Annotated in this window: 20 protein-coding genes; 10 read left to right on the forward strand and 10 right to left on the reverse strand. The window is 61.7% G+C overall.

What is annotated here, in order from left to right; translation table 11 throughout:
- Positions 1-398 precede the first annotated feature (398 nt).
- The 5 genes from V5E97_RS36320 to V5E97_RS36340 all read right to left on the reverse strand — a co-directional run bounded on the left by V5E97_RS36320 (position 399) and on the right by V5E97_RS36340 (position 5285).
- The gene (locus V5E97_RS36320; RefSeq protein ID WP_406696425.1) at positions 399-2480 is read right to left on the reverse strand and encodes a prolyl oligopeptidase family serine peptidase; all 2082 of its coding nucleotides are present in this window, start codon (positions 2478-2480) and stop codon (positions 399-401) included.
- A 554-nt stretch (positions 2481-3034) separates the two neighbouring features.
- Positions 3035-3676, reverse strand: a complete 642-nt coding sequence (locus V5E97_RS36325; RefSeq protein WP_406696426.1) for a hypothetical protein — start codon at positions 3674-3676, stop codon at positions 3035-3037.
- Positions 3677-4035: 359 nt separating this feature from the next.
- Complete coding sequence (locus V5E97_RS36330) at positions 4036-4224, reverse strand: hypothetical protein (RefSeq protein WP_406696427.1); 189 nt, start codon at positions 4222-4224, stop codon at positions 4036-4038.
- A 119-nt stretch (positions 4225-4343) separates the two neighbouring features.
- Complete coding sequence (locus V5E97_RS36335; protein ID WP_406696428.1) at positions 4344-4808, reverse strand: DCC1-like thiol-disulfide oxidoreductase family protein; 465 nt, start codon at positions 4806-4808, stop codon at positions 4344-4346.
- Positions 4809-4874: 66 nt separating this feature from the next.
- Positions 4875-5285: a hypothetical protein gene (locus V5E97_RS36340; RefSeq protein WP_406696429.1), complete on the reverse strand. Its 411-nt coding sequence runs from the start codon at positions 5283-5285 to the stop codon at positions 4875-4877.
- Between the two features lie 235 nt (positions 5286-5520).
- Between V5E97_RS36340 and V5E97_RS36345 the strand changes: the two genes are divergently transcribed.
- Positions 5521-6159: a sigma-70 family RNA polymerase sigma factor gene (locus tag V5E97_RS36345; protein WP_406696430.1), complete on the forward strand. Its 639-nt coding sequence runs from the start codon at positions 5521-5523 to the stop codon at positions 6157-6159.
- Positions 6156-7865 carry a serine/threonine-protein kinase gene (locus V5E97_RS36350; RefSeq protein ID WP_406696431.1) on the forward strand — a complete coding sequence of 570 codons (1710 nt, stop codon included), beginning with the start codon at positions 6156-6158 and terminating at the stop codon, positions 7863-7865. The genes V5E97_RS36345 and V5E97_RS36350 overlap by 4 nt, the downstream gene beginning before the upstream one ends.
- Positions 7866-7997: 132 nt before the next feature.
- Here V5E97_RS36350 and V5E97_RS36355 read toward each other — a convergent pair whose 3' ends face one another.
- The 5 genes from V5E97_RS36355 to V5E97_RS36375 all read right to left on the reverse strand — a co-directional run bounded on the left by V5E97_RS36355 (position 7998) and on the right by V5E97_RS36375 (position 14731).
- A complete protein-coding gene (locus V5E97_RS36355; RefSeq protein WP_406701273.1) occupies positions 7998-8699 on the reverse strand; it encodes an ABC transporter ATP-binding protein in 702 nt (233 codons plus the stop codon).
- Positions 8700-8808: 109 nt separating this feature from the next.
- Positions 8809-9822: an ABC transporter permease gene (locus V5E97_RS36360; protein WP_406696432.1), complete on the reverse strand. Its 1014-nt coding sequence runs from the start codon at positions 9820-9822 to the stop codon at positions 8809-8811.
- 808 nt (positions 9823-10630) lie between these two features.
- Positions 10631-11059, reverse strand: coding sequence for a PGPGW domain-containing protein (locus V5E97_RS36365; protein WP_406696433.1), 429 nt, complete (start codon positions 11057-11059; stop codon positions 10631-10633).
- 65 nt (positions 11060-11124) lie between these two features.
- Positions 11125-12939 carry an ABC transporter ATP-binding protein gene (locus tag V5E97_RS36370; protein ID WP_406696434.1) on the reverse strand — a complete coding sequence of 605 codons (1815 nt, stop codon included), beginning with the start codon at positions 12937-12939 and terminating at the stop codon, positions 11125-11127.
- Entirely contained in the window at positions 12926-14731 is a 1806-nt protein-coding gene (locus tag V5E97_RS36375; RefSeq protein WP_406696435.1) for an ABC transporter ATP-binding protein, read from the reverse strand. The genes V5E97_RS36370 and V5E97_RS36375 overlap by 14 nt, the downstream gene beginning before the upstream one ends.
- Before the next feature lie 639 nt (positions 14732-15370).
- On the opposite strand from V5E97_RS36375, the gene V5E97_RS36380 reads away from it, so the two are divergent.
- The 8 genes from V5E97_RS36380 to ahcY all read left to right on the forward strand — a co-directional run bounded on the left by V5E97_RS36380 (position 15371) and on the right by ahcY (position 25500).
- Positions 15371-16870 carry a trypsin-like peptidase domain-containing protein gene (locus tag V5E97_RS36380; RefSeq protein WP_406696436.1) on the forward strand — a complete coding sequence of 500 codons (1500 nt, stop codon included), beginning with the start codon at positions 15371-15373 and terminating at the stop codon, positions 16868-16870.
- Positions 16871-17512: 642 nt separating this feature from the next.
- The gene (gene dnaG / locus V5E97_RS36385) at positions 17513-19432 is read left to right on the forward strand and encodes a DNA primase (protein ID WP_406696437.1); all 1920 of its coding nucleotides are present in this window, start codon (positions 17513-17515) and stop codon (positions 19430-19432) included.
- Positions 19433-19464: 32 nt separating this feature from the next.
- The gene (gene rpoD, locus V5E97_RS36390) at positions 19465-21135 is read left to right on the forward strand and encodes an RNA polymerase sigma factor RpoD (RefSeq protein WP_406696438.1); all 1671 of its coding nucleotides are present in this window, start codon (positions 19465-19467) and stop codon (positions 21133-21135) included.
- A 228-nt stretch (positions 21136-21363) separates the two neighbouring features.
- Complete coding sequence (locus tag V5E97_RS36395) at positions 21364-22101, forward strand: zinc ribbon domain-containing protein (RefSeq protein ID WP_406696439.1); 738 nt, start codon at positions 21364-21366, stop codon at positions 22099-22101.
- A gap of 166 nt (positions 22102-22267) precedes the next feature.
- On the forward strand, positions 22268-22600 hold the full coding sequence (gene trxA, locus V5E97_RS36400; protein WP_074314999.1) for a thioredoxin: 333 nt from the start codon (positions 22268-22270) through the stop codon (positions 22598-22600).
- Between the two features lie 4 nt (positions 22601-22604).
- Positions 22605-23264: a phosphoribosylanthranilate isomerase gene (locus V5E97_RS36405; RefSeq protein WP_406696440.1), complete on the forward strand. Its 660-nt coding sequence runs from the start codon at positions 22605-22607 to the stop codon at positions 23262-23264.
- 333 nt (positions 23265-23597) lie between these two features.
- Positions 23598-23912: a hypothetical protein gene (locus V5E97_RS36410; RefSeq protein WP_406696441.1), complete on the forward strand. Its 315-nt coding sequence runs from the start codon at positions 23598-23600 to the stop codon at positions 23910-23912.
- A 223-nt stretch (positions 23913-24135) separates the two neighbouring features.
- Positions 24136-25500: an adenosylhomocysteinase gene (gene ahcY / locus V5E97_RS36415; protein WP_406696442.1), complete on the forward strand. Its 1365-nt coding sequence runs from the start codon at positions 24136-24138 to the stop codon at positions 25498-25500.
- Positions 25501-25588 lie beyond the last annotated feature (88 nt).

Raw genomic sequence — 25588 nt, forward strand, 5'->3', positions numbered from 1 at the left:
CAGAGTCATCACCGTGGCGAAGCTCCCAAGGGAGCAGTTCGTGACGATCGGAATCTTGCAGCAGCAAGGTCAGACCGCAGCAAGGTCAGACCGCGTCCGAGACGGCCCGGAACGTGGGCGTCACCGAGGGCGCGGTGCGCGATCATCGCCGTCGTGCAGGCGCCCGCCGATGGCCGGCGGAAATCCTTAAACGGAAGACGGGCTCAATGCAAATGATACCGACGTGATGTAGTGCCTAATAGTCGTTACTCCGAGCCTACTGCACTCCTGGGATGTTTCGCTTGCCGTCCGGGGCCAGGGTGGGCGTCTGGTTGGGGGCGTTCTCGATACCATTCAATGGGAGGTTATCAACGCTCCTTCCAACGAAAATGACAAACACACTGTCGGTCTACCTTCGATCAAGGTAAGGATTCCAGAAATGCGAAAATCTCGCGGTAGACGCGGAATCGATCCTCATCGGAGGTGTAGACGTGCCCCGTCCCTTCGAGGGGCAACAAGCGGACTTGAGGCTTCTTGCCAAGCGTGACCAATCGGTCATAGAGCGATTGACTTTCTGAGTACGGTACCCGCTCATCGGCCGTCCCATGGATGAGTAACAAGCGAGCGCGGAGTTGGTCGGCATGGTTGATGGGGGAGCGATCCTCCCATTGCTGGCGGACGCCCGCCCGGGAAGGGTCGCCTGCCTCCTTCACGATCCACTGTTTGATGTTGCTAAAATCGTACTCGTTCTTGATGCTGGCGAAGCCAGACATGCTGACGCCGAAGCCCCAATCGAAGCTCGCCCGGATGCCGTCCACCGCCCCGGGGAACGTCAGCTGTCGGAGCGTGGCGTATCCCCCGTGGCTATGACCATACACTCCCACCCGAGAGGGTGGGATCCCCAGCTTCTTGCTGACGAACTGCGCCCCTCGCATGACATCCACGGTCTCCTTGCCGCCAAGGTCCCCGTCATTCGCCTGCTCGAATGTCGACGTGAACAAGGAACTCCCTCGCGGCGCGGGGCTGAAGACGTACAGACCCGCATCACACCAGATTTGCACGTCCGGATCGAACCGGTTCTCCCCACCGTAGAACGACTGGACCATCACAAGCTGTTGCTCTCGCGGCAGGGGATGCTTGGGCATATACAGAAACCCGTGGAGCTTGCCGCGGTACTTGCGCCCTCGCAAGGGCATCTCGATTCCCTCGAACGTGTCGAAGAGGACCGGCAAGGCTTCCGAATGCACGACCTTCCGCTCGACCTCCTCGGTTAAGCCGGCAAGCCGCCGCGCCGTGGCTGGCGCATCAGCCAAGGTAATTTCCTCGACGAGAATTGGCTCGACTGCCGACGTTTTCTTCGCCAGAATTCGGTCCCCGTCCAAGTCCATTACGTGAATATTTGATGATGATTCAAGGACTGTCTCGCGCCGAGTCGGGTCTTCGGACAGGTTATAGCGGTACAGGGTCGTTCCCAAAGGACTGGGCACGCTGACGACCAGGTATCGTACCGATCCGATCGTTGTGACCTCGGCGAAGTCGACATCCGCGGTGAGATCCGTCAGACGGGTCTGTTGCCCGGTCTGTACGTTGAGCCGGTAGATGTTCTGCACGCCCGACTCGCTGCTCTTGATCAGGACCTGCTCGGGGTCGTACCAGTGCTTGAGCGCCTCGGGGAACGTGCGGGGCACGGTGGGGTCGGTCAAGTTCCGGGGCTGGACGATTTCTTTCTCCGCAAGGGAGACATACGTCAGATTGCCCCGATTCCGGTCGCCGTCCCGGAGGGTGGTCAGGACAAGTGCCTTGCCTTCGGGCTGCCAGCTGACGTTGGACCAAGTGAAGCGGTCTGCCTGCGAGTCCTCGGCCACGACACGATCCGACAGCGTCTCCAACTCCAGCACGTGCAGGCGGCAACGTTCCCCTTCTTTGCCCATGCGCTCGATATACGCGATCTTCGAGTCGTCGGGGCTGAAACTAAAGTCCGTGATGTAGGCCACGTTGGTCAGCCGGAGGGCGGCCCGGGTCACCGGGTCGAGGCGGTAGAGATTGAAGGCCTCGTTGTTGTTCTCGTCGGCTGTGAGGAAGACCACGCCATCCCGTTTCCGGACTTTCCAATGGAATGTCAGGGAGCGTGACCAATCACGATCGCACTCCAGCCGGGACTGGTCCAGCGTCGCCGGCGACTCCCCCGGTCGGTCGAGGTCGAGTACGGATACGAGCTGTTTCCCTCCCCGACGTTCGAGGAACACCAGCTTCTTGTGCCTCAAGGAGCCTTCCCAGCGATAGACATCGTAGGGGAACGCCGTTAACTGGCCCATGACATCGATGGAGCGTCCGCGGAACGGTACGACCCCTTCGGCATTCCTCAAGGCCTTTTTCTGGGCGTTCAAATCAGGTTCGTCAGCCCAGCTCCCTTGGGGCAGGCTCGAGAAGCTGGTTGCCAGTACGCCGACAAGGCAACGAATCAACCACGATGTGATTACGCAACGGTTGAGCACTCGCATGCCGAAGCTCTCGTCTAGTAGTGGACTAATCATAAACTTTCGCAAGCGTTTCAATATATTGGGACGCACTCTCGACCTTTTCTTCGGTTATATCCTTCAAAGAGGATGAACTTCACCAGGTCGGGACGGGGGCGATCGCCCGCTCGATACAATTCAGCGACGCGTAAATTGTCGTCAGTGCGAAATGTCCCGTGGGCTTCTCAGATGCGGAAACATCCGCAAACTGGAGAGACAGGAAGCCGGCGGGGCCAAACCCTTGGGTCTCGTCTATTCCCCGACCTGAGGGTCGATGGTAGCTCCCCACGCGTGCGAGCAGCAAGGAGGAAAACGCTTCGAAGACGATATTTCCTTCATGTGCATATCAAGCTAACGAGTGGGGGCAGCGGCGGATTGAGTTGGCAAGAGGCAGGCTTACGTCTCAGGCTCCGCCGCCAAATGAGTGGTGAAAAGACGAAGCCGGTTCCGACCGGACCACGACGATGGCGGCAACCACACCCACCAAACACCCCGACTGGGACTGACACCGTTATTGGCCAAGCATTGACGCGTACCTATCAATTTGCTTCCCTGCCGACCAACGTGCCGTACTGGATCTTGTTAGACCGGATCATTGTCTCTGGATCAACGTCGTAGGACGTCGAATCATCGGTCATTCGCACTTTCCCGTCGACCAGTGAGACGACCCTCCGTGTCTCACCCACACCTGGTTTGTAACTGTCACCACGAGCGAAGTAGTCATCGTACCCGACTGAAACTTCGTGGAGGGTCAGCTTTGCATCCTCGAACTTGACCCTGACGCTTCGGGCCGAGCCCAGAGAGTCATCAATAGAATTGGAGATGACTCGGGAGGTGCCAATCAACGCCCCTGTGCTTTTGGACTGCCGGATTTCATACCGGAGAACCAAGGCGCGGTCTTTCTTGTGCCCTGGCATCTGCCGACGGCCATCCTTATCAAGGTCGAAATTGGTCTGTTCGATGACCGCGATCTCATCGAAGACAAGCGAGTTCCGTGAATTGAGGACGTTTATGATGCTAGACCGGCGTGTAAAGACGGCCTCAATCTTACCGTTGTCGATCTTCTCGGTGATCTTGGTTTCCAGTGATTTCCCAGCCACATGCTCTCTGAGGAAATCGGCAACTTTCGTGAGGTCAGTCCCTTCGCTTCGTTTGCCCTCCGCCAACGCGGCAGGGGTCAAGATGCTCAAGGCAAGGATGGCAACAATCGGTCCTCTCATGACTCGCTCCTCACGGCAGGTTTGAGTTGGCGACTTCACCTCGCGCGGAGTAGTCCTGCGAGGAGTGAAGGTGCTCGAAGCCGCCTAACGACCAAGTTCATCAGACGCGGATCATCGAGCTCTGAACATGGAGAACGCGCGGCCCGTGGCCGGGGTCAACTTTCTCACGACCTGATGATGATCCGGGACGAAACCAACTCTCGCCGCGGCGAAACGCCCCTGCCGGAACCTGGTGGTTGGAACCGCCAAAACAATCGACGCATAATCTCAATTTTGTTCGGACGATGCAAGTGGGAGCTGAATCCCCTTAAAACTAAATCTTATCTTGACTTTGCACGCTTCCGACGGTGTGTCGACGGTGGAAAAGTGGGAGGGGGCATGGCCGTACTGGCGGTCCTCGCCAGCGCGGCCGGCCCACCACCATCGCCCGCTGGGCCAAGCTCAAGGATGACCTCATGATAGGCTTCCTCGACCTGCCCCGGGGCATCCCTGGCAAGGACGTCATTCACCGCGTCCTCGTGACCCTACAAGATGACACCAATCAACTATTTCCGATCGTTGAGATAGGCACGGCCCCGCATCCATATTTTCTCACTTCAGTGGGAAACACAGGGCGATCGTCGCGGCCTCAATCGACGGCAGGAGCGTTCGACGGATGGAGGGCTTCGGGAGCCTGGATCGCGCAAGCGGTTCCTTGAAAACGTCGGAGCGCGTCAGCGATTTCAGCCTCGCTCGCCAGGTTGAGCCACGCCGACAGGCGCTGGCGACCCGTCGAGATCAGGGCGAACGTCTCACGAGCGAGCGGATAGAGCAGCGGCTGCGCCAGGCGAAGTGACCACTCGCGATATTCGACCAGCGCGTAGAGACACATGATCCAGGCCCGAGCCTCGCCGTAGACGCCGCCTACGTCGGAGACGACAACGAGGTCGTCCACCGAATCAGGTGACGAAAGATCGGGAAAGAGCCGCAAGGCCCAGGCCGAACCTTTGGGAATGAAAACGAACTCCAAGAATGCCGGCTGCCGCGTAAGCCAGCGCCGGGCCCAGGTGCAGAGCCCACACCGGTCGTCATAGAGCACGAAGAGACGTCGCATTCGGAAGCCCTCCCACAAGCGAAAGCGAGAGAGTACTCACTCTCCCGCTCCTCCTCTTCCCCACGGTCAGGAATGGCTGAATTCGCGAGCGGGTTCGATGAAACGCTCGGGTTGGACCGGCGGTTTTTGACTTCGGAGCATCGAGCGCCGGCGAAGCCTGGAGAACAGGTAGAGGTTGAAGAAGTGCATTCCTCCCAGGACCAGCAACACCACGCCCACCTTCGTGCTCAGCGTTTCAATGGCCCCGGCCAAATCGACCGGGCGATCGCCATATTTGAGCGCGAGGCTCACGTAGCCGAAATTGACCAGATAGAAACCAACAACAAGTAAGTGGTTGACCGAATCGGCGAGCCTTTCGTTTTCCAGAAACGCGTCGATCAAGAAAACACGGCCGTTTTTCACGAGCGTGCGGGCCACCCAGATCGTGAGCCCGATACTGATCGTCAGGTACGCGACGTAAGAGTAGACGACGTACATTGCAGTCCTCCCCGATTGCGACGAGCGAACGCCGCAAACCGCTTGAAGTTCAGAAGGCAATCGTTTCGGCCCCGGTCACACATTCCCAACCGGGACGCCAGCCCCTTCTTAACTCGATTTCGAGAAAAATCCGTGCGCCTTCGAGCCTCAATGGCTGGGGCCTCCTGACCTGACCGGAACCGGACGTTATACTGAACCGAAACGACGAGGAACCGACACCGGTCCGAGCCGCACCATGTGGCCTGATGCAAACGAGACCCAGATCCTGCTGAATCGCGTCGAACAGGAGGGTGCCTCAGCGACGGAGCGACTCTGGGAGCGACACCGCGAACCGCTCCGGAGGATGATCCTTCACCGGCTCGACCGCGCGCTCGAACGGCGTGTTGACGCGAGCGACGTCGTTCAAGAGGTGCTGCTCAAAGCCAATCAACGACTGTCAGAATACTTGCGCAATCCCGCGATGCCGTTTCACCTCTGGCTTCGCCACATTGCCCGTGACCATATGATCGACGAGCACCGGCGGCATCGAGTCGCCGCGCGTCGAAGCCTCGATCGTGAGCAGTCGTTAGCCGCCCCCGCGTTCGTCGATCGCTCGTCGATGGATCTGGCGGCGCAGCTCCGCGACCCGAACCTGACCCCGGCGGCCGCCGTCCTCCGTCTCGAACTGGAACGACGCTTTCGCGATGCGCTCACCCAGCTCGACGAACCCGACCGTGAGATTGTGCTGATGCGCCACTTCGAACAGCTTTCTAACGGCGATGCCGCCCGGCACCTCGGCGTGAGCGAAGCGGCGGCCGGGATGCGGCACCTCCGCGCACTTCGTCGGCTGCGAACCATCCTGGGCGAGTCGCCATCGTTAAAGGGAAACGCATGAGCGAGCCACGTTCTCCTCGGGATCGTGACCATCTCGTCCCCGAGTCGACCGAGCACGAGACTCAGCTCGTTGCGTTGCTGCAATCGCTGACAGACGAGCTCCGGCAAGGACAGGTTCCCGACATCGAAGGCGCGGCTCGACGGCACCCCGAACTCGCGGCCGAGCTCCGTGAACTCTGGGCCACGGCGAGGATTGCCGAAGATCTGGCCGCGCCAACGGAAGCGACCGCCGCCTGGTCCTCCGATTCCTACCCCAGCCTCACGCAGCGCCCAGCGCTCATTGAATCGGGCATGCAGCGGCTCGGGAACCACCAATTGCTGGAGGAGTTGGGCCGGGGCGGAATGGGGGTCGTCTATCGCGCTTTGGAGCTCGAACACGGCCGGATCGTGGCCTTGAAATGCCTGTTGCGCGGCGAGTCCGCCGGTGTTAATGACCTGGCCCGATTCCGCGCGGAGTCCGCGGCGGCCGCGAAGCTCGCGCATCCGCACATCGTCCCCTTGCACTACGTCGATGAGCACGAAGGACAGCCCTACTTCGTGATGACGTATATCGACGGTACGACGCTGGCGAAACGTCTGGCCGATGGCCCGATGACCGCAATCGAGGCCGCGAAACTCTTGGTCCAGGTCAGCCGTGCCGTTCAGCACGCTCATTCTCAAGGGGTGCTCCACCGTGACCTGAAACCGTCGAACATCCTGCTGGACCGAGACGGTGAGCCTTATGTCGGTGACTTCGGCCTGGCAAAAATGATCGACGTCGATACCAGCCTGACCCAGAGTGGAGCCATCCTGGGAACGCCAAGTTATATGTCACCCGAGCAGGCGTCGCGAAGTTGGGGCCCGATCGGTCCGGCCAGCGACGTATATAGCCTGGGCGCGATCCTCTACCAGATGCTAACCGGCCGCCCCCCGTTCCAGGCCCCCTCGCCGCTCGATACAGTGCTCCTCCTGCTGGAGCAAGACCCGGTCCCTCCCCGCCTCCTGAACCCAAAGGTCAACGCCGACCTCGAGATGATCGCTTTAAAATGTCTTCAAAAGCCTCCCAGTCTCCGCTATGCGACCGCGGCCGCTCTGGGTGACGACCTCGATGCCTTCCTGGCCGGTGAACCCGTCTCGGCTCGTTCCACGACCCTCCGCGCCCTGGCGGCCCGGCTCCTGGGCGAAACGCATCACGCGGCCGTCCTCGAGAACTGGGGAATGATCTGGATCTGCCACAGTGTCGCCCTGATCGTCTTCTTCGGACTGACCAACTGGCTGGTCTGGCGGAACGTCTCCGCACGCTGGCCCTATGTCGCGATTTTCACCGTCGGCCTCGGGGCCTGGGCAGCCTTGTTCTGGGCACTCCGGAGGCGTGGTGGTCCGATCGCCTTCGTCGAGCGGCAACTCGCCCACGTCTGGGGCGCCGGCGTGATCGGCATCAACCTGATCTTTCTGGTCGAATGGCTCCTCGACTTACCTGTCCTGACCCTCGCGCCAATGATCGCCGTGATGAACGGAGCGCTCTTCCTGGTCAAAGGGGGCATCCTCTCGGGAAGCTACTATGTCCAGGCGGCCCTGACATTCCTCACGATCGTCCCGATGGCTCGATTCCCCCGATTCGCTCCCCTCATCTACGGCGTCGTCGCGGGACTCTGCTTCTTCGCCACCGGCCTGAAATACCACCTCCGGTCTCGACGAAGCCGGCGATTGGCGGAAAATCGGCGATAAACCGAATGGCATATTACACAAGACCACAATTGCACATTACTAAAATACAACATTTTCACAATCCATAACTCCAAAGACAACAGCACGTTACCAATTTTCTGCTTGAGGACGTGACACCGAGACATACTCTGCTTACGTCGCTGCGCCCGCGGGGTTTGGCGTGGGGGAAGGCTCGCCCTTGATACGGCCATCCTCGATCTCCAGCACGAGGTCGTCCCCGCTGATGAACCGGTGGTCGTGAGTGACGATGACCAGGGTTCGGTTCGCCGCCTGCTGGCGATCGCGCAAGAGCTGGATGATGCGGCTACCGCCGGCGCGGTCGAGGCTGCCGGTCGGCTCATCGGCGTAGATCACGAGCGGGTCCTTGATCAGGGCCCGAGCGATCGCCACCCGCTGTTGCTCGCCGCCGGACATCTGCCTCGGGCGCAGCTTCATCCGGTGCCCCAGGCCGACCTCCTCGAGCAGTTCATGCGCCTTCGCTCGGAGCTCGCGCGTGACGCCGAGCGGGAAGTAGGGGAGCAATACGTTGTCGACCGCGGTGAGGTTGCTGATCAGGTTGAAAGTCTGGTAGACGAATCCCACTCGGTTGCGTCGGAAGTCGTCGCCCCCGGCTTCCGACATGGCCGTGATGTCATGGTCGGCCACGCGAATCGTCCCCGATGTGGGCAAGTCGAGCGCAGCGAGAAGATACAGCAGAGTGCTCTTGCCCGACCCGGACGGGCCGACGATGAACGTGCACGACCCGGCCGGCAGCCGGAACGTCACCCCCCGCAGCGCCTCGACAACCTCATCGCCGCTTTGAAACGTCTTCCGGACGTCATCGGCCTCAATCATCACGACAATGGCTCCACAAGAACTGGGTGTTAGTGGCATCGTCCTGGTCGCCGCTCCACTCCGCGGGGGGAGGAGAGCGAAGGGGGCCTCTGGCATGCCCGACGTCTTGTCAGGTCAAACTGTGTCGGATCGCGTCCATCGGGGTCATCCGCGAAGCCTTCCACGCAGGGTACAGGCCCGACAGGGTCGCGGTCACGAGGGCCGCGGCGAGGCTCACGGCGATTAGCCCGGGGCGCAGCTCAAGTGCGAATCCGTCGAGGAATCGGTTAATGGTGAGCACCCCGGCCGTCGCCAACCCCGCGCCAATCAACCCGGAGAGCAGACCCAGAAGCGCACTCTCGGCCGTCACCAAGCAGAGTACGTTCCGGCGCGTCCACCCGTTAGTGCGCATCACTCCGAACTCGACGTAGCGCTCCGACGTGCTCATCAGCATCGTGTTGGCGATGCCCACTCCGCCGACGAGCACCGCCAGCGCGACGGCTAGGAGCAGGAACAGATCCAGCCGCCCCATGATCGCGCCGACCGTCAGGTTGAACTGGGAGATCCGCTGCACCCGGACTCCTGGCACAGCCCGCGAGATCCGCTCGGCCAACGCATCGGATTGAGCGGAGTCCGCTGGCTCCAGGTTATAAGTCGACACAGCGTTCGAGCCGAGGCCGAACAACGTACGGGCCATGCCGATATCCATCACGATCGTCGAGTCGACCAGGAGCGAGCCCGTGTTATAGAGGCCGACGATCGTGAAGTCCTGGCTGCCGAGCCGCATTGTCTGGCCAACCTTCCTCGGCGAGCCGTCGGCATTGGGAGAGTCGCGGGCAATCTTTGTGCTAATCACGATATGTGGTTTGCCTGCGTCCGACTCGTTGAGCATCCTGCCCCCGCCTTTTGAGGCCGGTAGGATCGAACGATGGATCGTCGCGTTCTTGAGTTTCGCGTGCTCGCGGATGTCCTGCCCCTCGACGGCGATCAAGTTGAGGAGGCCGTTGAGGCCCTGGTCCTTCGGCTTCGTGAGCATGTTGAACGCGACACCGCCCAGACCTGTTCCGCCGTGGCCGTCGATCGGCGGGGCCACCTTCCAGACTTCCGCGGCGATCACTTTCGCCGGGCACCTTCCGCAAGGCATCGCCGGTTCCGGGCGGCAGGTCGCTGAACACAGGCGCCGGGGCGTTCGCGCTGAGGACCATCAGGTTATCCATGCTCGCCAGGGTGTCGCCCATCAGGTGACGGATGCCCCCCGACAGGCTGAACAGCCCAAGGAATGCCAGCACTGGAATCGTAAGTCCAAGGACCGCCAGGGCCGTCCGCGTCGGCCGTGTGATCAGGTTTAGCCAGGCGAAAGACCACATCATCGCGTCCCCCGATCTCTCCGACTCAAGTTTGGACCGCCAAGACCCGCAAATTCCGTACCTTCGGACAGCGGTGACTCGATCACACCCGGTGGGCATCAGCCAACGGTCTCAAACGAGTATCCCAGGGGCCCGATTCCCACAGATTGGACCGTTGGGAGTGGCTTCAATGCGATCCGGAATCGAAGGCGCCCCGCATCGGATCTGACGGGCGAATTCGCGTTCACGCTCGATAGGCCCGAGCTGAGCTTCCAGTGCTGGAGGTCCGCGATATTCAGCCAGTTGGTGGTGAGCCATCGATCATCGGTCGATCCACCAGAAACGATTTCTCGGGGGATGCCCGTTCGCCGGCGCCCCCGAGATGTCGTTGCGCGGGGCACCTCCGCGGTCACACCGTCCAAGGGCGGCGAAGGTGTCGAGTTCGGCCCAAAGTGCCGCATGGATCTCGGCCAGCAGAATATCGCGTGCCGTCCCACCGACGGCCCCGCTTGGGGTACGACCTGCCTTTGATTGATTGCCCTGCGGCACGGCAGGCGGAGACCGCAAAACCGTACTGGGCCGTCGGACCGACCTGGGTGCGAAAGCCTAATTCAGGATAACGGGTGGCTTGCCAAAGCGAGCCCGCAAGCGGTTGATCGCCCGCAGCGCCGTCGGCCGGCCGATCAGCTTTTTTTCAAGACGGCGCTTCCCAGGGAAGTCCAGGAGCATGATGCCGATCAGCATGGTCAACACACCCTGGCCGGGAGTCACGAGCATCACGATCCCGACCCCAACCAGCACGGCCCCGAGAAGGTTTTTCACAACCAGGACCGCCCAGCGGACAACCGGATGCTGCCCCCCCCACCCCTCGCGCGGGTGGCTATCCAGGAAATAGGTCGCCGGCAGTTTCACAAGCAGCACCATCACGACGGCGAGGCTTCCTAAGAAGAGACCCACGAAGATCGCAACCGCCCACGCAATGCCACGGGCTGTCAGCGCGTCAATGCCCATCAGCCCGTACAATCCAGTGATCATGCTCAACTCCGATCAACTTCTCGGACCGAAGGGGACGACGCTCCAACGCACCGGCTCAAAGATCCCTACCGATACGCCGACGCCTGGATTCCGTAAAGTTCCGCGTATTTGCCCCCCTTCGCCATGAGCTCTTCGTGGGCACCGACCTCCGCCACACGCGAGCCGTCGAGCACGACGATGAGGTCGGCCATCCGTACGGTGCTGAAACGGTGGGAGACGAGGATCGTGATGCGGCCATCGACCGCCCCCTGGGAGCCGTTCGATCTCCCGGCACGCGCCGCGGCGGCGTAACGCTCAAAGAGGGCGTGCTCAGTCTCGGCGTCGAGCGCGGCGGTCGGCTCATCAAGGATGAGAAGGAGGGGGTGATCACGCATGAAACCGCGGGCCAAGGCGAACTTTTGCCACTGTCCGAAGCTAACTTCGACCCCCTCGGCCCAGGTTGGGCCGAGCTGGGTCTCAAGGCCCGCCTTGAGGCGAGCCACGACATCCTCCGCGCCTGCGCGGTCGACCGCGGTCACCACTGCGGGTTCATCGTCAAGTCGAGAAAGATCACCAATGCCAATGGTCCGGCGAGCCTTGAATTCGAACCGAAAGAAATCCTGAAACGCACCGGCAAGCCGAGACCGCCACTCATCGGCAGGCATGCGTGCGAGCTCAAGTCCATCCAACAGGATGCGCCCGCTCGTCGGTTGGTAGAGCCGGCACAAGAGCTTCACGAGTGTCGACTTGCCTGCGCCGTTTTCTCCCACGATGGCCACCACGGTGCCCGGCTTGAGGTCCAGGTGAATGTCCTCGAGCACAAGGCGCTCGGTCGCCGGATAGGCGAAAAAGACATGCTCGAAGCGAATCCCGTGGCTGAGCCGGACCGGCACTGGCGTGTCGGAGCGTTCGATCATGGCGGCCGCATAGTCTTCGAGCCAGGCCATCCGCCGTGACCCATCGAGCCAGAATCCACGGAGAAAACCGATCTCTCCCACCGTGGCGCCGATGTATGCCGAGAGTCGCGAGCCGGCCGCAAGCACGAGCAACACATTACCCGGAGTCGCCCGGATTCCCAACGAGACGAACGCAACGGCACCGAGAAACCCAGCGCCAAAGATCCCCCACGCCAGCATATGCCAGAAGGCACTCCCCCACCGCGCCTTGGCGACCGGCCCGTACCAGCGTTCCCAGGCCGCGCGGCGATCCGCCACCAATCGATCGCCGATGCCGGTCACCCGCACTTCCTTGCCGGGCGGAGCCGTGGTGGCCGTGACGAACAAGTGCCGCGCCAGCCGGTTCGCCGGTGCACCCTGTTCCTCGGCCGCACGTTCCACACCAGGTCTCCACGTCGAGCTCACCACGGTGGGCAAGGCGAACAGGACGAGCAGTACGAGCGCGGGGTGGATCGACATCAGTAACGCGACGGTCACTCCCAGTCGCAAGATCCACCCACACGTCGAGAAAAGCGACATGTACATGTGATCGAGCACAAAAACCTGGTCGCGGAGCACAGCGAGCCGATTCAGGTATTCGGGGCGTTCGTGATGCTCGACCGTAACCACCGACGCCTGGAGCCGCGCTACATGAGACTCGAGGGCGATGGTGACCTGGTCGCGAAACCGCCGCTGAGTGCGGTCGCTCATCACCCGCAGGAACCAAGTTGCGGTGGCCGAGGCGCCGAGACCGGCCGCCGCCCCCAGCACGACCCCGCGCTGATGAGCCAGAACCCCGTCAGTGAGCAGTTTGAACCAGAGCGCCATCAGTGAGTCAGGCAATGCCGCAAGCAGAGCCAGGCCAAACGCCACGACGAGGAGCCGCGGCTCGGCCTCGTACCCGCGTTTGAGGGCACGCCACATCGAAGACAACGCCGGGGGCATAGGGGCATCAGGCGAGGACATCGTAACTGACCCCTTCCTCCTCAGCGTCGTCGGATCCGAAACGCGAGGCTTGAAGCTCGAACATGGTGTGGTAGCGGCCACCGGCCGCCATCAACTCTTCATGCGTGCCGAGTTCGACAACCTTACCGGATTCGAGGACGCAGATCCGATCAGCATGCCTTACGGTCGAGAAGCGGTGAGAGATCAGGATTGTGGTGGTCTGTCGCGTCGCGGCGAGAATCCGCTCGAAGATCTCGGCCTCACCACGCACGTCGAGTTGCGCGGTGGGCTCATCGAGTAGCACCAAACCCGCCCCAAGCCTGACCGCACACAGGGCACGGGCGAGTGCGATCCGTTGCCATTGTCCGCCGGAAAGGTCGGTGCCCCCCTCATAGCCTCGGGCCAACACGGTGTCGAGATCGGCAAGCCCTGCCGCACCGGCATCCGCCAGGGCGCAGCGGATGAGTTCGTCGGGGGCACCGGCGGGGGCCACGTTGTCGCGAAGTGGAAGTTCGAAACGAATGAAGTCCTGGAACACGGCGGTCACCCGAGACCGCCACGCATCCAGGTCGAGCGTGCGAAGGTCCACGCCGTCGACTTCGATACCACCGGCTTGGGGATCGTAGAGCCGGCAGAGCAGCTTGGCCAGGGTCGTCTTGCCGGCCCCGTTCTGGCCGACGATTGCAAGGGATGTCCCGGCCGGGATCGTGAGATCAAAGCCCTCGAGGACCGGCTGGTCCGTGCCCGGGTAGGCGAACGTGAGGTCGCGAAACCGGATCTCACGGGCAGGAACCCCAACGGCCGGCTGCCGGCCCAGGGCCAACCTCCCGGCGGGTTCCATCGCGTCCCTGAGTCGGAGGACCGCCCCGACCGGTGCGGACGAGCTATCGAGCGCCCAGGACAGGCCGCCGAACGCGATCATGCTGGTCGTGACCGCGGCGCTCGCATAGGTCACCAGCCGATCGAGTGCGAGCGTGCCGTCAGCCGCCGCCATCGCCATCGAGCCAAGGACCACAGTGTTAGCGACCAAGACAATCAAGAGGCTCCAGAGCACCGGACGTTCGCGAAGCTTCGTGGCCTGATATCGGAGCTCGACGAGGCGGCTCCGCATCGAACGGAAGTGATCCACCGTCCAGTCGGCAAGACCGAAGAGTCGGAGTTCCTTGGCGGCAAAGGGCTCGACCGCAAGCCGGTAGGCGTAGTCGGCAAGGCGCTGGGCATCGCGGACTTCCTCGGTATTCCGGTCGCGCCAGACGGCGCTCTCACGTAACAGCCAGTGGGTGGAAAGCCAGCCACCACCAACGACCAAGGGGGCCCACCAGGCATACCCGACCAGGATGACGGCCGAGGTCAGCCCTGTGATCATTTCTATCAACCCGGAGGCGATAAAATCCATGGATATCGACATGGGAGGCCCGCTGATCCCAAGGTCAAAGTCCCGCGCCATCGTGAGGTCATTGGCAAGTTTCGGATTCTCGAGGTGTCCCATCCCGGGTGGCCGAACACAGGCCAAAATGAGGCGATCGTAAAGCCAGGCGGCCGTTCGGCTCCCGAGATTGGCGCCGATGGCTCTGTGGAGGGGCGCCAGAATCTGGAGAGGGACGAACACAAGACCCACCAGTGCCAGGGGCCCTACGACATCCTGGCCCCGCTGGACTGCACCCACGAGCGTCCCAATGACGATGGCGAACAGGGCGGGGAGGATCCCGCGGAGTATCAACACCACCCACCAAGCCAATGCGAGGGTGCGATCTGCCTGCGGCAAAACCCCGAAGAATTTCCACCCATCACTCGCGCGGAGGCGTTCGATCATGGTCACGCGGAGCCTTTCAAACTGAACCCAACCGCCGGCTCGGAGCCAACCTTTCGAGAGTCCGGCTGAGAGCCCGGACTCGTCAAATCCTTCGATCCAAACCAGATCGCTTGCAAGTTTGGGATCCCCCAACACAGGCCCCATGTGGGGGGAAAGTAACCGAAGTGAGCCCGATTCACAATTGGCAGTAGGGGGAACGCAAGGACACCTGGACTGAGTGAACCCGACGTCGCACCGATTCCAATGAACACAAACTGATGATAGGCTCGATCCCCAGAGTTCCGAACCGCCGAGAAACGACCCCCGCCCTCATCGACGCCTCCTCCCCCGGGTGAAGCAGATAAAGGTCGAGATTGGTCGCCTCGGTCGCGTGAAAGTGAGGCGGGAATGCTTCCACGTTCTTCGCGATCAGCGCCGATGCGGGCGGATCACTCGCGTGACTTGACCGCATCCCTTGCTCAGTCGATTCCGTGAACTTGCCGATCGCTTTTCCGCCTGAACAACGCTCAGGCGTCCGAAGGAATCGGAACACGCGGGACCGCGGGTTGCTTTCGGTCCGGCCACCCCCCAAAATATAGGGCAAAGGTGAAGCGATCCCGTTTCGCCTTGAATTCATATTTCGTTAGGAGAGACGCGCCGATGGCCTCGTTCGACCCGCAAGACTTTGGCCTCGACGAGCCGCCTCCCCGCCCCACGACCCCGCCGGTGAGGCGAGGGTTCCTGTTGATCCTGTTCGTCCTCACCCTCTTGGCCTCCCTGGTCTACGGCGTTCCTTATATTGCCGAGAATGCAGGTTACGCCTGGGAGTCCGGCCGATCGCGCGCTGCCTCCGAAGCGTTGGCGAAGCTGAACAAGGCAGGAATTATCGCCCGCGCTTCGGAACTGTTCCGGATGGCCACGGCCGTGGCCGCCCCGGCGGTGGTTCGCGTCGAAGCCAAGCGGTTTCCGGTGCGTGGCCAGGGTGCGCCAGAGGCACCGCAGGGCGACCCGCTCGGGATGGCGGACGCCAGCCTCGGCTCGGGCGTGATCATCGACAAGGATCGGGGGTTCGTGGTCACCAATAATCACGTCGTGAAAGATGCCAACGAGATCGTCGTTCGCCTGAGCCAGGGAACCCGGCTGACCGCCCGGCTGGTGGGGGCCGACCCCAAGACGGATCTCGCCGTCCTCCAGATCAGCGGGAAAGTGACCACGGCCGCGTCCTGGGGCGATTCCGACAAGCTCGATATCGGCGACTGGGTGCTCGCCATCGGCAGCCCGTTCGCCCTCGACCATACCGTCACCGCCGGAATCGTCTCGGCGACTCAGCGCAATGACCTCCGGATCAACGAATATGAATCGTTCATCCAAACCGACGCCGCGATCAACCCGGGAAATTCCGGGGGACCTTTGATCGACCTGACGGGGAAGGTGATCGGGATCAATACGGCGATTTACACGTCGAACCAGAGCCAGGGCAACGAGGGAATCGGGCTCGCCATCCCCTCATCAATGGCCCGACGGATCGTGGAAAGCCTGATCAAGGACGGGCGCGTCATCCGCGGTTTCGTGGGTGTGAACATGGAGCTTCTCACGCCGGACCGAGCTCGTGCGATGGCAATCCCCGATGCCAAAGGGGCCTTCGTCAAGTCCGTCTTGCCTGGTGGGCCAGCCGACAAAGCAGGCTTACTCTCGGGGGACGTCATCGTCAAACTGAACGGGAAGGACGTTTCGGATCCCGACAGCCTCAAGCGACTCACAGCCGACCTCGCGGTCGGCGTGCGCATCCCGATCGGCGTCTACCGCGACGGCAAGCTGAAAGTCGTGGAAGTGACCATCGCCGAGTTCCCCGGGGCTCCGGTGCTGGCCTCCTACGGCTTCCGGGTCCGTGAGATCCCCGGCGAGGAGAACCAGAACCGCGGCGGCTCACTCGAGATCGACCAGGTCGTCCTGGAAAGCCCTGCGTTACGCGCGGGGCTTCGTCCGGGCCTAAGAATCCTGGCCGTCGGACCCACCCCGGTTCACACCAAGGCGGAATACGACGCCGCCGTCGCCGCCCTCAACCCCGAATTGGGCCTACCCCTCGTGGTCCAGACTCCCGATGGCCAGACCGGCTCCGTCACCATCAACATGGGCAACATCCCCATCCCCAGACGCTGATCGATCGACCGATAGTCCACCGATAGATTGCCCCCTCACTCCGCTGGCCCGTCCCTTTCCCTCGTTTTTCCCCGAGGGCGGGGCACGGGCAAGCACAATTCCAGGCTGAGCGCCCAGGGCGCCGGATCAAAATCCTAACGGCGGGCGGCGCCATGCTCAGGAGACGCTGGGCGGCGTTCGCCTTATTTATTTTTGGGATTTCGACCAGGCCGATCCACACCCGCCTCCAATCCGCACCATCGCCCTTGACTTGGACACCTGGTTTGCGGGACAGGGGTTTTTGAGCCGCGTCACTCGAACGAGAATCCAGGTAAGGGATTATGAAGAGGGAATCCCGAGGAACGAGCGGGATCCCGTTGTCAAGAGTCGAGTCAGGTCGGCTGAAAGGATCAGGCAAGCTGGGGAGGCGAGTTTACGAGTCAGTAGCCCTAACTGCTAAAATCATGCCAGGTTAGAATGACCGGTTACTGTCGTTCAACCTTCCGAAAAACTTGACCGTATTTCAGATGGGGGCTATAATTCCCCCGACAGCCGACGAAGAACAGCACGGAGCGAGGCTCGTTCGGGAGCGGGCAATCATCAAACCTACCGTGTCTGCGATCACCTTGGACCCGGGCCTGAGGACTCGTAGAGGAGATCTCGGTGCCCCGATACTCCGAAGCGACTCTGACCGCCATTAAACAGGCGGTAGACATCGTCGCAATCGTTGGTGAATACCTTCCTCTGCATCGTTCCGGTTCAAAATTTAAGGTTTTGTGTCCGTTTCACGACGATCACAATCCCTCGCTGGAGCTCAACCCTGAACGGCAATCGTTCAAGTGTTGGAGTTGTGGCGCCGGGGGTGATGTCTTCGACTTTGTCAAGGATTATTTGCGGGTGGATTTCCCCGAGGCACTCCTCATGCTGGCCGAACGGGCTGGAGTTACTCTGGAATCCGCACCCGCCGGAACGGGCCCGAAAGGGCCGACCAAGCGAGACCTGCTCGCGGTTAACGAGTGGGCCCAAAAGCAATACGGCGAGGCACTGGCACGCGATTCCGGCATTTTGAGCTACGTCGATGAGCGGGGGATCAACGCGGAGAGTGTGGCTCGATTCCACTTGGGCTACGCTCCTGATGGACGCGACTGGCTCACCACCCGTGCCGCCAAAGAAGGAATTTCTATTGACTTTCTGGAGCGAGCGGGCCTTGTCGTTCGATCTAAGGAGTCTCCCGGCCTGACTCGCGAACGGTTTCGCGGCCGACTGATGTTCCCGATTCACGACCTTCGAGGGCGAACCCTTGGTTTTGGTGGTCGGATTCTGCCCCAAGTGGAACGTTCTTTGGTCGCTGCGGGGAAAAATGTCGCAAAATACTTGAATAGCCCCGAAACACCTTTGTTTCAGAAGCGTAAGATTCTTTATGCGGCAGATCTCGCGTTGGCCCCGGCTCGCGAGATGGGTTGGGTGGCGGTCGTCGAAGGTTATACCGACGTGATTGCAGCCTACCAAGTGGGCTTGAGGAATGTGGTTGGCACCCTCGGCACCGCCTTGGGCGACGACCATGTCCTGATGCTCCGCCGACTCACCGACCGGGTCGTCCTGATTTTCGACGGCGACGACGCGGGACAGTCGGCCGCCGACCGCAGCCTTGAGTTGTTCCTGGCCCATGAGGTAGACGTCCGCGTGTTGACTCTTCCGTCCAAGCTCGACCCCTGTGAGTTTCTCCTGGCCGAAGGAGCGGATGCGTTCCGGGCCCTGGTGGATCAGGCTGTCGACCCGATGGCCTTTGCCATCCGGCGCGCGGAATCACGGTTCGATCTCAACTCGTTCGAGGATGCGCGGCGGGCGGCAGAATGGGTCCTCTCGATCTTGGCACGAGTGCCGAAGTCGTCCCGGATCGGCATGGATATCAAGATCGCCCGCGCCCTCGACACACTCTCCCGGCGACTTCGCGTCCCGGTAGACGTCTTGAAACAATCGCTGAAGCGGCTGCACATGGCGGCCGCGTCCGCCGCCTCCTCAGCCGCAGCCCGAAACCGGGCCCTGCCCGAAGTGGCGATGACCTCGGCCGAGGGAACGGCCCCGGCGCCGCCGGTCGTCCCGATCCGCCTGGCGGATCTCGACCCCATCGGTCGCGAGCTCCTCGAAATTGTTTTGAACCAGCCGAATGTGGTCGGACAGTTGATCTCGCGGGTGGCGGTCGCTTCGATCCGTGACGCCCCGTTGCGAGCAATCCTCCAGGCATGCTACGACCTGCACGCCGAAGGGATGACGCCCACGTTCGATCGGGTTGCACTGCGTCTCGACGACGCGGCAACGCGGGCTCTGGCCGCCGGCTTGCTCCTCCCGCGAGATCCGGCCCCCTTGCCCGATTATGCCCAGCCCGCTCCCTGGGAGGATTGTCTTGCGGGGGTGCTCGGCCGACTTGCCCAGCGCGACTGGCAAGACCACCTGCAAGATCTCAAAGATGCTTTGAAAGAAAACGATCCTGCTGCGCGGCCTGAAGAGTATCAAGCCCTGCAACGCGAATTGTACCGACACCATTCCATGCGGCCGGACACGAAGAAGAAAAACGCGTCCTGACCCCATCGTTCCGTCGTGAGGGAGGTTATTGGATGGAAAAGCTGGACGAGGGCCTCAAGACGCTCCTCGATTTGGGCAAACGCCGAGGGTTCCTGACGTTCGATCAGGTGAACGACTACTTGCCAGATGAGGCCAGTAGCCCGGATAAGATCCACGGCTTGCTCGAATCGCTCGACGAGATGGGGATTGAGCTGATTAACGAGGACGAGGCGGAATCACGCCTTCAGGCCTCGGGCGACTCCGATGATGAACCCGATGAACTGGTTGACGAGCCGAGCGACGATGATGACGGCGAACTGACGCCCGAAGACCTTGACGAGATCTCGCGGCGGATTGATGATCCGGTCCGGATGTACCTCACCCAGATGGGTGAGATCCCGCTCCTGACGCGCGACCAGGAAATCAACCTCGCCAAGAAGATCGAGATCACCCGCAAGCGGTTCCGCCGCAAGGTCCTCGAGTGCCACTTCGCGCTGGCCTTGGTCGTCGACGTGCTCAAGAAGGTCAACGAGGGGGACCTCCCGTTCGATCGCACGGTCAAGGTGTCGGTGACCGAGAATCTCGAGAAAGACCAGATTCTCGGCCGGATGCCGCATAACCTGGTGACGCTCGCGCACCTGATGGAATGCAACAACCGCGACTTCCGCTCGTTCATCCGTGAACGCGACAAGTCGGCGCGTCGCGCGTTGATGGTCGAGCTCAAGAGCCGCCGCCGCAAGGCCGTCAACCTGGTCGAAGAACTCTCGATCCGGACCCAGAAGGTCCAGCCGCTCATGAAGCGGCTCGAGCAGGTCGCCGCGCGGATGGGTGAGTTGGTGGTCCAGCTTCAGGACTACCGCGCAGGACGTGGAGGCAAGGAAGACCGCTCCAACCTGCAGAAGGAACTCAAGGACCTGATGCGGATCACCCTCGAAACCCCGAAAAGCTTGCGCAATCGGGTCGAGGCGATGAACTCTCGGTTCAAAGAGTACGAGCAGGCCAAGCGCGAACTCTCCGGCGGTAACCTTCGGCTGGTCGTCTCGATCGCCAAGAAGTATCGCAACCGCGGCCTCTCCTTCCTCGACCTCATCCAGGAGGGGAACACCGGCCTGATGCGGGCCGTCGACAAGTACGAGTATCGCCGAGGCTACAAGTTCAGCACGTATGCCACCTGGTGGATTCGTCAGGCGATCACTCGCGCCATCGCTGACCAGGCCCGGACGATCCGGATCCCGGTCCACATGATCGAGACGATGTCGAAGCTGCGCAACGTCTCGAAGAAACTGCTCCAGGAGAAGGGGCGCGAACCGACCATCGAAGAGACCGCCAAGGCCGCCAATATCTCGATCGAAGAGACACGGCGGGTGATGAAGATCTCTCGCCACCCGATCTCGCTCGATCGGCCGGTCGGCGAGAGCGAAGACAGCTACTTCGGTGACTTCATCGAGGACGAGGCTGCTGAGAGCCCGATCAACGCCGCCACCCAGGAAATGCTCAAAGAGAAGATTGATCAGGTCCTCAAAACCCTGACCTATCGAGAACGCGAGATCATCAAACTGCGTTACGGCCTGGGAGACGGCTACACCTATACCTTGGAAGAGGTGGGCCGGATCTTCAAAGTCACCCGCGAGCGGGTGCGGCAAATCGAAGCCAAGGCCGTCCGCAAGCTGCAACATCCTGTTCGCAGCCGGCAACTCGAGGGTTTCCTCGAGAGCACCGGTTGACACCGGACTTCACGACCGCCGGTCGCCTTCGAGCGACCGGCGGTTTTTTGTTGGCCTTACGGCCCGAATTGCAACGGCTCAAGAACCCCGACCGGCATCCGTCGATCGAACGCCGCAATCAAAAGGGACGCCGGGAAGAACTCCGTTCTCAGGCATCTGGAGATTGATTGGCCACTTCTGACGACTGACTTGACCGCGCGTCCGCACCGACCCGATGGAGACGATACGATGGCTGCCACCGCCGAGAATCTCCGTGAGCTCCACCAGCTCCACCAGCGAGCCAAGGCACTTCGCGACCGGATGACCTCGGGTCCCAAGACGCTCGCCGCGCGCCAGGCGGCGCTCGTGATTCGCAAGACCGCTCTCGAAGCATCCCGCAAGGCCGTTCAAGATTCCAAGGTCCAGCTCAAAAAGCGTGAGCACTCGCTCCAGGCACACCAATCCAAGATCGATGACCTCAAGGCCAAGCTCAACCTAGTCAAGAAGAACGAAGAGTACAAGGCGATCCAGAATCAGATCGCCAACGACAAGGCCGCCATCGAGAAGCTCGAAGGCGAAATGCTCGAAGACATGATGCGGATCGACGATCAAGCGGCCGCGCTCGTGACCGAGGAATCCGAATTCAAGAAGTTCGAGGGACAGGTCGCCGAGTTCCAGTCCGAAATCGAGTCGCAGGCCGCGGACCAGACGGCGCGACTCGAGGAGCTCGTGGCCGCGATCGTCGGCGCCGAGGCGATCATTCCCGAGGACCTCCGCGAACGCTACCGCCGGACCGTCAAGCAGCACGGTTCCGACGCCATGGCGTTCATCGAGAATCACGCCTGCTCGGGTTGTTTCGTCTCGATCACGGCGCAGATGATGAACGAGCTGATCAATAACAACTCGCTCAGCTTCTGCAAGACGTGCGGGCGGGTCCTCTACCTGGCTGAAGAAGACATCGCCAACACCCGCCGCTCGGCCCGATAAGGCCAGGCGAGCCGGCCGGCCGCGGGTCGATCCGGCTGGTTGACTCGCGCTCAGGCAATCTTATAATGTCTACCGACGAGCGACGGACCTATTTACGCTGCCAACAGCCCTGTCAAGTCCGTCGACCACCGCTCTTGACGTTCGATCGAGGAACGAGGCGATACCAATGGCCGCGAATGTGCTGGATTTCACCGACGCGAACTGGAAGTCGGACGTTTTAGACTCGGAAATCCCCGTGATTGTCGACTTCTGGGCTCCCTGGTGCGGTCCCTGCCGAATGCTCGCTCCGACGATCGAAAAGCTCGCGGGAGAGTTCGAAGGCAAAGTCAAGATCGGCAAAATGAACACCGACGAGAATCAGGAGACCCCCGGTGGTCTGCGAATCTCGGCGATCCCGACCGTCTTGATTTTCCACGGCGGCAAGGAAGTGGACCGGCTGGTTGGGGTCAACACCGAGTCGAAGTTCAAGGCTTCGCTCGAGAAGCTTGGGGTTTCCTGAGCGCGTGTCCCATCCTACCGTTCGAATCAAGGTGTGCGGGCTGACGAGCATAGCCCAAGCCTTGGCTTGTGCCACGGCGGGCGCTGACTGGGTCGGACTCAATTTCCACCCCGCGTCACCCCGCCGTGTCGACCCTGCGCTGGCGGCCGAAATCGTGGCCGCCTTACCAAGCCCGACCGAAGTGGTCGGGCTGTTCGTCGACCGGCCTCCCGACGAAGTGGCGGCCCTGGCCGATCGAACCCGAATCGGGATTGTCCAGCTCCATGGACAAGAACCCCCCGAAGACCTCCTCACGCTCAGCCATCTCCGACTCGTTCGCGCCTTCCGGATCGGAAGTGCCGAGGCGGTCGCGGCGATGGTGGCCTACTTGCGCAGGGCCGAAGACTTGGGACGGGTTCCGGACGAAGTTCTCGTCGATGCGTTCGTCCCCGGTCGTGACGGCGGGACCGGCCAGGCGATCGCGGACCATCTCTTCCCCCTGCTCCCTCCCCTGCCCCGCCTCATTCTGGCCGGCGGCCTGACCCCTGAGAATGTCGCCGAGCGAGTCGCCCGGGTCCGCCCCTGGATGGTCGACGTGGCGTCCGGAGTCGAGTCGGCCCCAGGCCAGAAAGACCCACTCCGCGTGGTTTCCTTCATTCGAGCCGCCCGATCTGCCGCCACCTAGACGTGCTCAAGTGACGGGGCGCAAATTCGTTGCTGAAGTCGCGGAGATCTGCGTCTGAATCGCCGAATTGACTTCCAACTGGGACTGCGAGCGCGCCGTCCGTTCCTGAATGGAATGGAATCCCCCGGGAAGCGGATCGGAACGGAACGGTGCGTGCCGCGCACGTCTCGGGTCGACTGGAACCAGTCCTCGCCATTGCACGGGCTGCGCTGAGGTTTCGATTCGGTCAAGCCGTAATTGCATCGCTCTTGACACACACGTACGCGTGTCTTATCATCCCTGACGAAGTGGAATGAACGGTCTCCTCTGTGAGACGGTTTCAGGGAGGTCGGCATGGAGAAAGATCGGCGAGGGCGGCGGCGGCAGCCCAATCAAGAACGGGGCTTGCGACCGCTCCATCCCCGGTTGCCGGGCGAGTGGACGAGTAAGGCGTTGCGGGTTGCGATGTCGAGTGAGGACTGGGCGCGGTTTGAAGCCCTGGTTCACAGCGCAACTCCGTTGGCTCCGACCCAGGCCCGGGCGCACGGGATCGTGATTTCTCACCTGATCGAGCGACCACCCGCCGTGGATCGCCCCGCTCCTGGGCCTTTCGATTGGATGGACTGGGAGCGGCAGAAGACCTTGAGGCTGCTCCACTCGGCGATCTGAGTGAGCAGAGCCGGCCCGTACATTTTTTTTTGGGATCGCTTGAGTGCGAGCCACAACGTCAGGCGTCGAGCTCCGCTTCGTGCCGGCAAAGGCCTAGGCTCCGGGACTTCGAGGCCGGACATCACACCGAAAAATCTCTCCTCGAAAATCGTGGATTGACGAGGGAGACGTTTGTTTCAGCCTGTTTCAAACAGGGTTCACTAGAACGTGAACACTTTTTTTCATGGTTCTCAAAGAAGGCGCTCCCTTGGCGACCGTTGTTCCCGGAGATGTGAAGGATCTTGCGCTGGCGGCCCTTGGCCTCGAGCGAATCAATTGGGCGGAGCGGGACATGCCCGTCCTCCGCGCGATTCGTGAGCGGTTTGAAGCCGAGAAGCCCCTGGCGGGCATGAAAATGTCGGCATGCTTGCATGTGACTGCCGAGACCGCCAACCTGGCGCGAACGCTGGTCGCCGGTGGCGCGGACCTGGTCCTGGTCGCCTCGAACCCCCTCTCGACGCAGGACGACGTCGCGGCGAGCCTGGTGCAAGACTTCAACATCCCGGTCTATGCGATCAAGGGTGAGGACGAGTCGAGTTACTACCGACACATCGCCGCCGCGCTCAAGCACAGCCCGAATGTGACCATGGACGACGGAGCCGACCTGGTCAGCGCGATGATCTTCATCGCCCTGAATCGGCTTGACGACCTCCACCCCGAGCTCAAGGCCTGGGCGAAGACCCTCTCCGCCGCCGAGCGAACGGGCCTTGTTGAAAACGTCGTCGCGAGCATGGAAGAGACGACTACCGGAGTGATCCGGCTCCGCGCCATGGAAAAGGACGGCGTTCTGAAGCTGCCGGTCATCGCCGTCAACGACGCCGAGACCAAGCACTTCTTCGACAATCGCTACGGGACCGGTCAGAGCACGCTCGACGGCGTGATCCGCGCGACCGACATGCTCCTGGCGGGCCGCCGGGTCGTCGTTTGCGGCTACGGCTGGTGTGGCAAGGGAGTCGCCTCACGGGCCAAGGGGCTCGGTGCTCACGTCATCGTAACCGAGGTCAACCCGGTTCGTGGTCTTGAAGCCGCGATGGACGGTTTCGAGGTCATGGAGATCACCAAGGCGGCGACCACCGGTGACCTGTTCATCACGGTCACCGGCAACATCCACGTCATCCGCGAAGAGCACTTCGCGCTGATGAAGGATGGCGCCATGATCTGCAACTCGGGCCACTTCAACGTCGAGCTGGCACTCGACTCACTGGCGAAAATGGCGACGACGACCAAGAAGAAGGTCCGTGAGTTCGTCGACGAATATGTGCTCGGCGACGGTCGGAAGCTCTACGTCCTCGGCGAAGGCCGCTTGATTAACCTGGCCGCCGCCCACGGACACCCGGCGAGTGTCATGGACATGAGCTTCGCCACCCAGGCGCTGGCGACCGAATGGTCGATCAAGCAGAAGGGCGAACTCAAGAACGCCGTCTACAACGTCCCCAAGGCCGTCGACCAGTGGGTCGCCGCCTTGAAGCTTCAGACGATGGGAATCGCGATCGATACCCTGACCGAAGAACAGCGCAAGTACCTCAACAGCTGGGAAATGGGGACCTGATCTCCCCGCGTCTCCACGCACGAACGCCATCGAGACTCGCTGGGCCGGCCGTCCTCATTCCGGGACGGCCGGCCCGAAACGATCCAGG

The organism is Singulisphaera photorubra (genome assembly GCF_045290345.1).
GTDB lineage: Bacteria > Planctomycetota > Planctomycetia > Isosphaerales > Isosphaeraceae > Singulisphaera.

Bases quoted from the DNA above. Each gene is read 5' to 3' on its own strand.
- rpoD (WP_406696438.1), top strand. From the start codon at position 19,465: ATGGAAAAGCTGGACGAGGGCCTCAAGACGCTCCTCGATTTGGGCAAA.
- V5E97_RS36340 (WP_406696429.1), bottom strand. From the start codon at position 5,285: ATGTACGTCGTCTACTCTTACGTCGCGTACCTGACGATCAGTATCGGG.
- V5E97_RS36350 (WP_406696431.1), top strand. From the start codon at position 6,156: ATGAGCGAGCCACGTTCTCCTCGGGATCGTGACCATCTCGTCCCCGAG.
- ahcY (WP_406696442.1), top strand. From the start codon at position 24,136: ATGGTTCTCAAAGAAGGCGCTCCCTTGGCGACCGTTGTTCCCGGAGAT.
- V5E97_RS36410 (WP_406696441.1), top strand. From the start codon at position 23,598: ATGGAGAAAGATCGGCGAGGGCGGCGGCGGCAGCCCAATCAAGAACGG.
- V5E97_RS36345 (WP_406696430.1), top strand. From the start codon at position 5,521: ATGTGGCCTGATGCAAACGAGACCCAGATCCTGCTGAATCGCGTCGAA.
- V5E97_RS36370 (WP_406696434.1), bottom strand. From the start codon at position 12,939: ATGTCCTCGCCTGATGCCCCTATGCCCCCGGCGTTGTCTTCGATGTGG.
- V5E97_RS36395 (WP_406696439.1), top strand. From the start codon at position 21,364: ATGGCTGCCACCGCCGAGAATCTCCGTGAGCTCCACCAGCTCCACCAG.
- V5E97_RS36335 (WP_406696428.1), bottom strand. From the start codon at position 4,808: ATGCGACGTCTCTTCGTGCTCTATGACGACCGGTGTGGGCTCTGCACC.
- V5E97_RS36375 (WP_406696435.1), bottom strand. From the start codon at position 14,731: ATGATCGAACGCCTCCGCGCGAGTGATGGGTGGAAATTCTTCGGGGTT.
- V5E97_RS36365 (WP_406696433.1), bottom strand. From the start codon at position 11,059: ATGATCACTGGATTGTACGGGCTGATGGGCATTGACGCGCTGACAGCC.
- V5E97_RS36360 (WP_406696432.1), bottom strand. From the start codon at position 9,822: ATGCCTTGCGGAAGGTGCCCGGCGAAAGTGATCGCCGCGGAAGTCTGG.
- V5E97_RS36320 (WP_406696425.1), bottom strand. From the start codon at position 2,480: ATGCGAGTGCTCAACCGTTGCGTAATCACATCGTGGTTGATTCGTTGC.
- trxA (WP_074314999.1), top strand. From the start codon at position 22,268: ATGGCCGCGAATGTGCTGGATTTCACCGACGCGAACTGGAAGTCGGAC.
- V5E97_RS36380 (WP_406696436.1), top strand. From the start codon at position 15,371: ATGGCCTCGTTCGACCCGCAAGACTTTGGCCTCGACGAGCCGCCTCCC.
- V5E97_RS36355 (WP_406701273.1), bottom strand. From the start codon at position 8,699: ATGATTGAGGCCGATGACGTCCGGAAGACGTTTCAAAGCGGCGATGAG.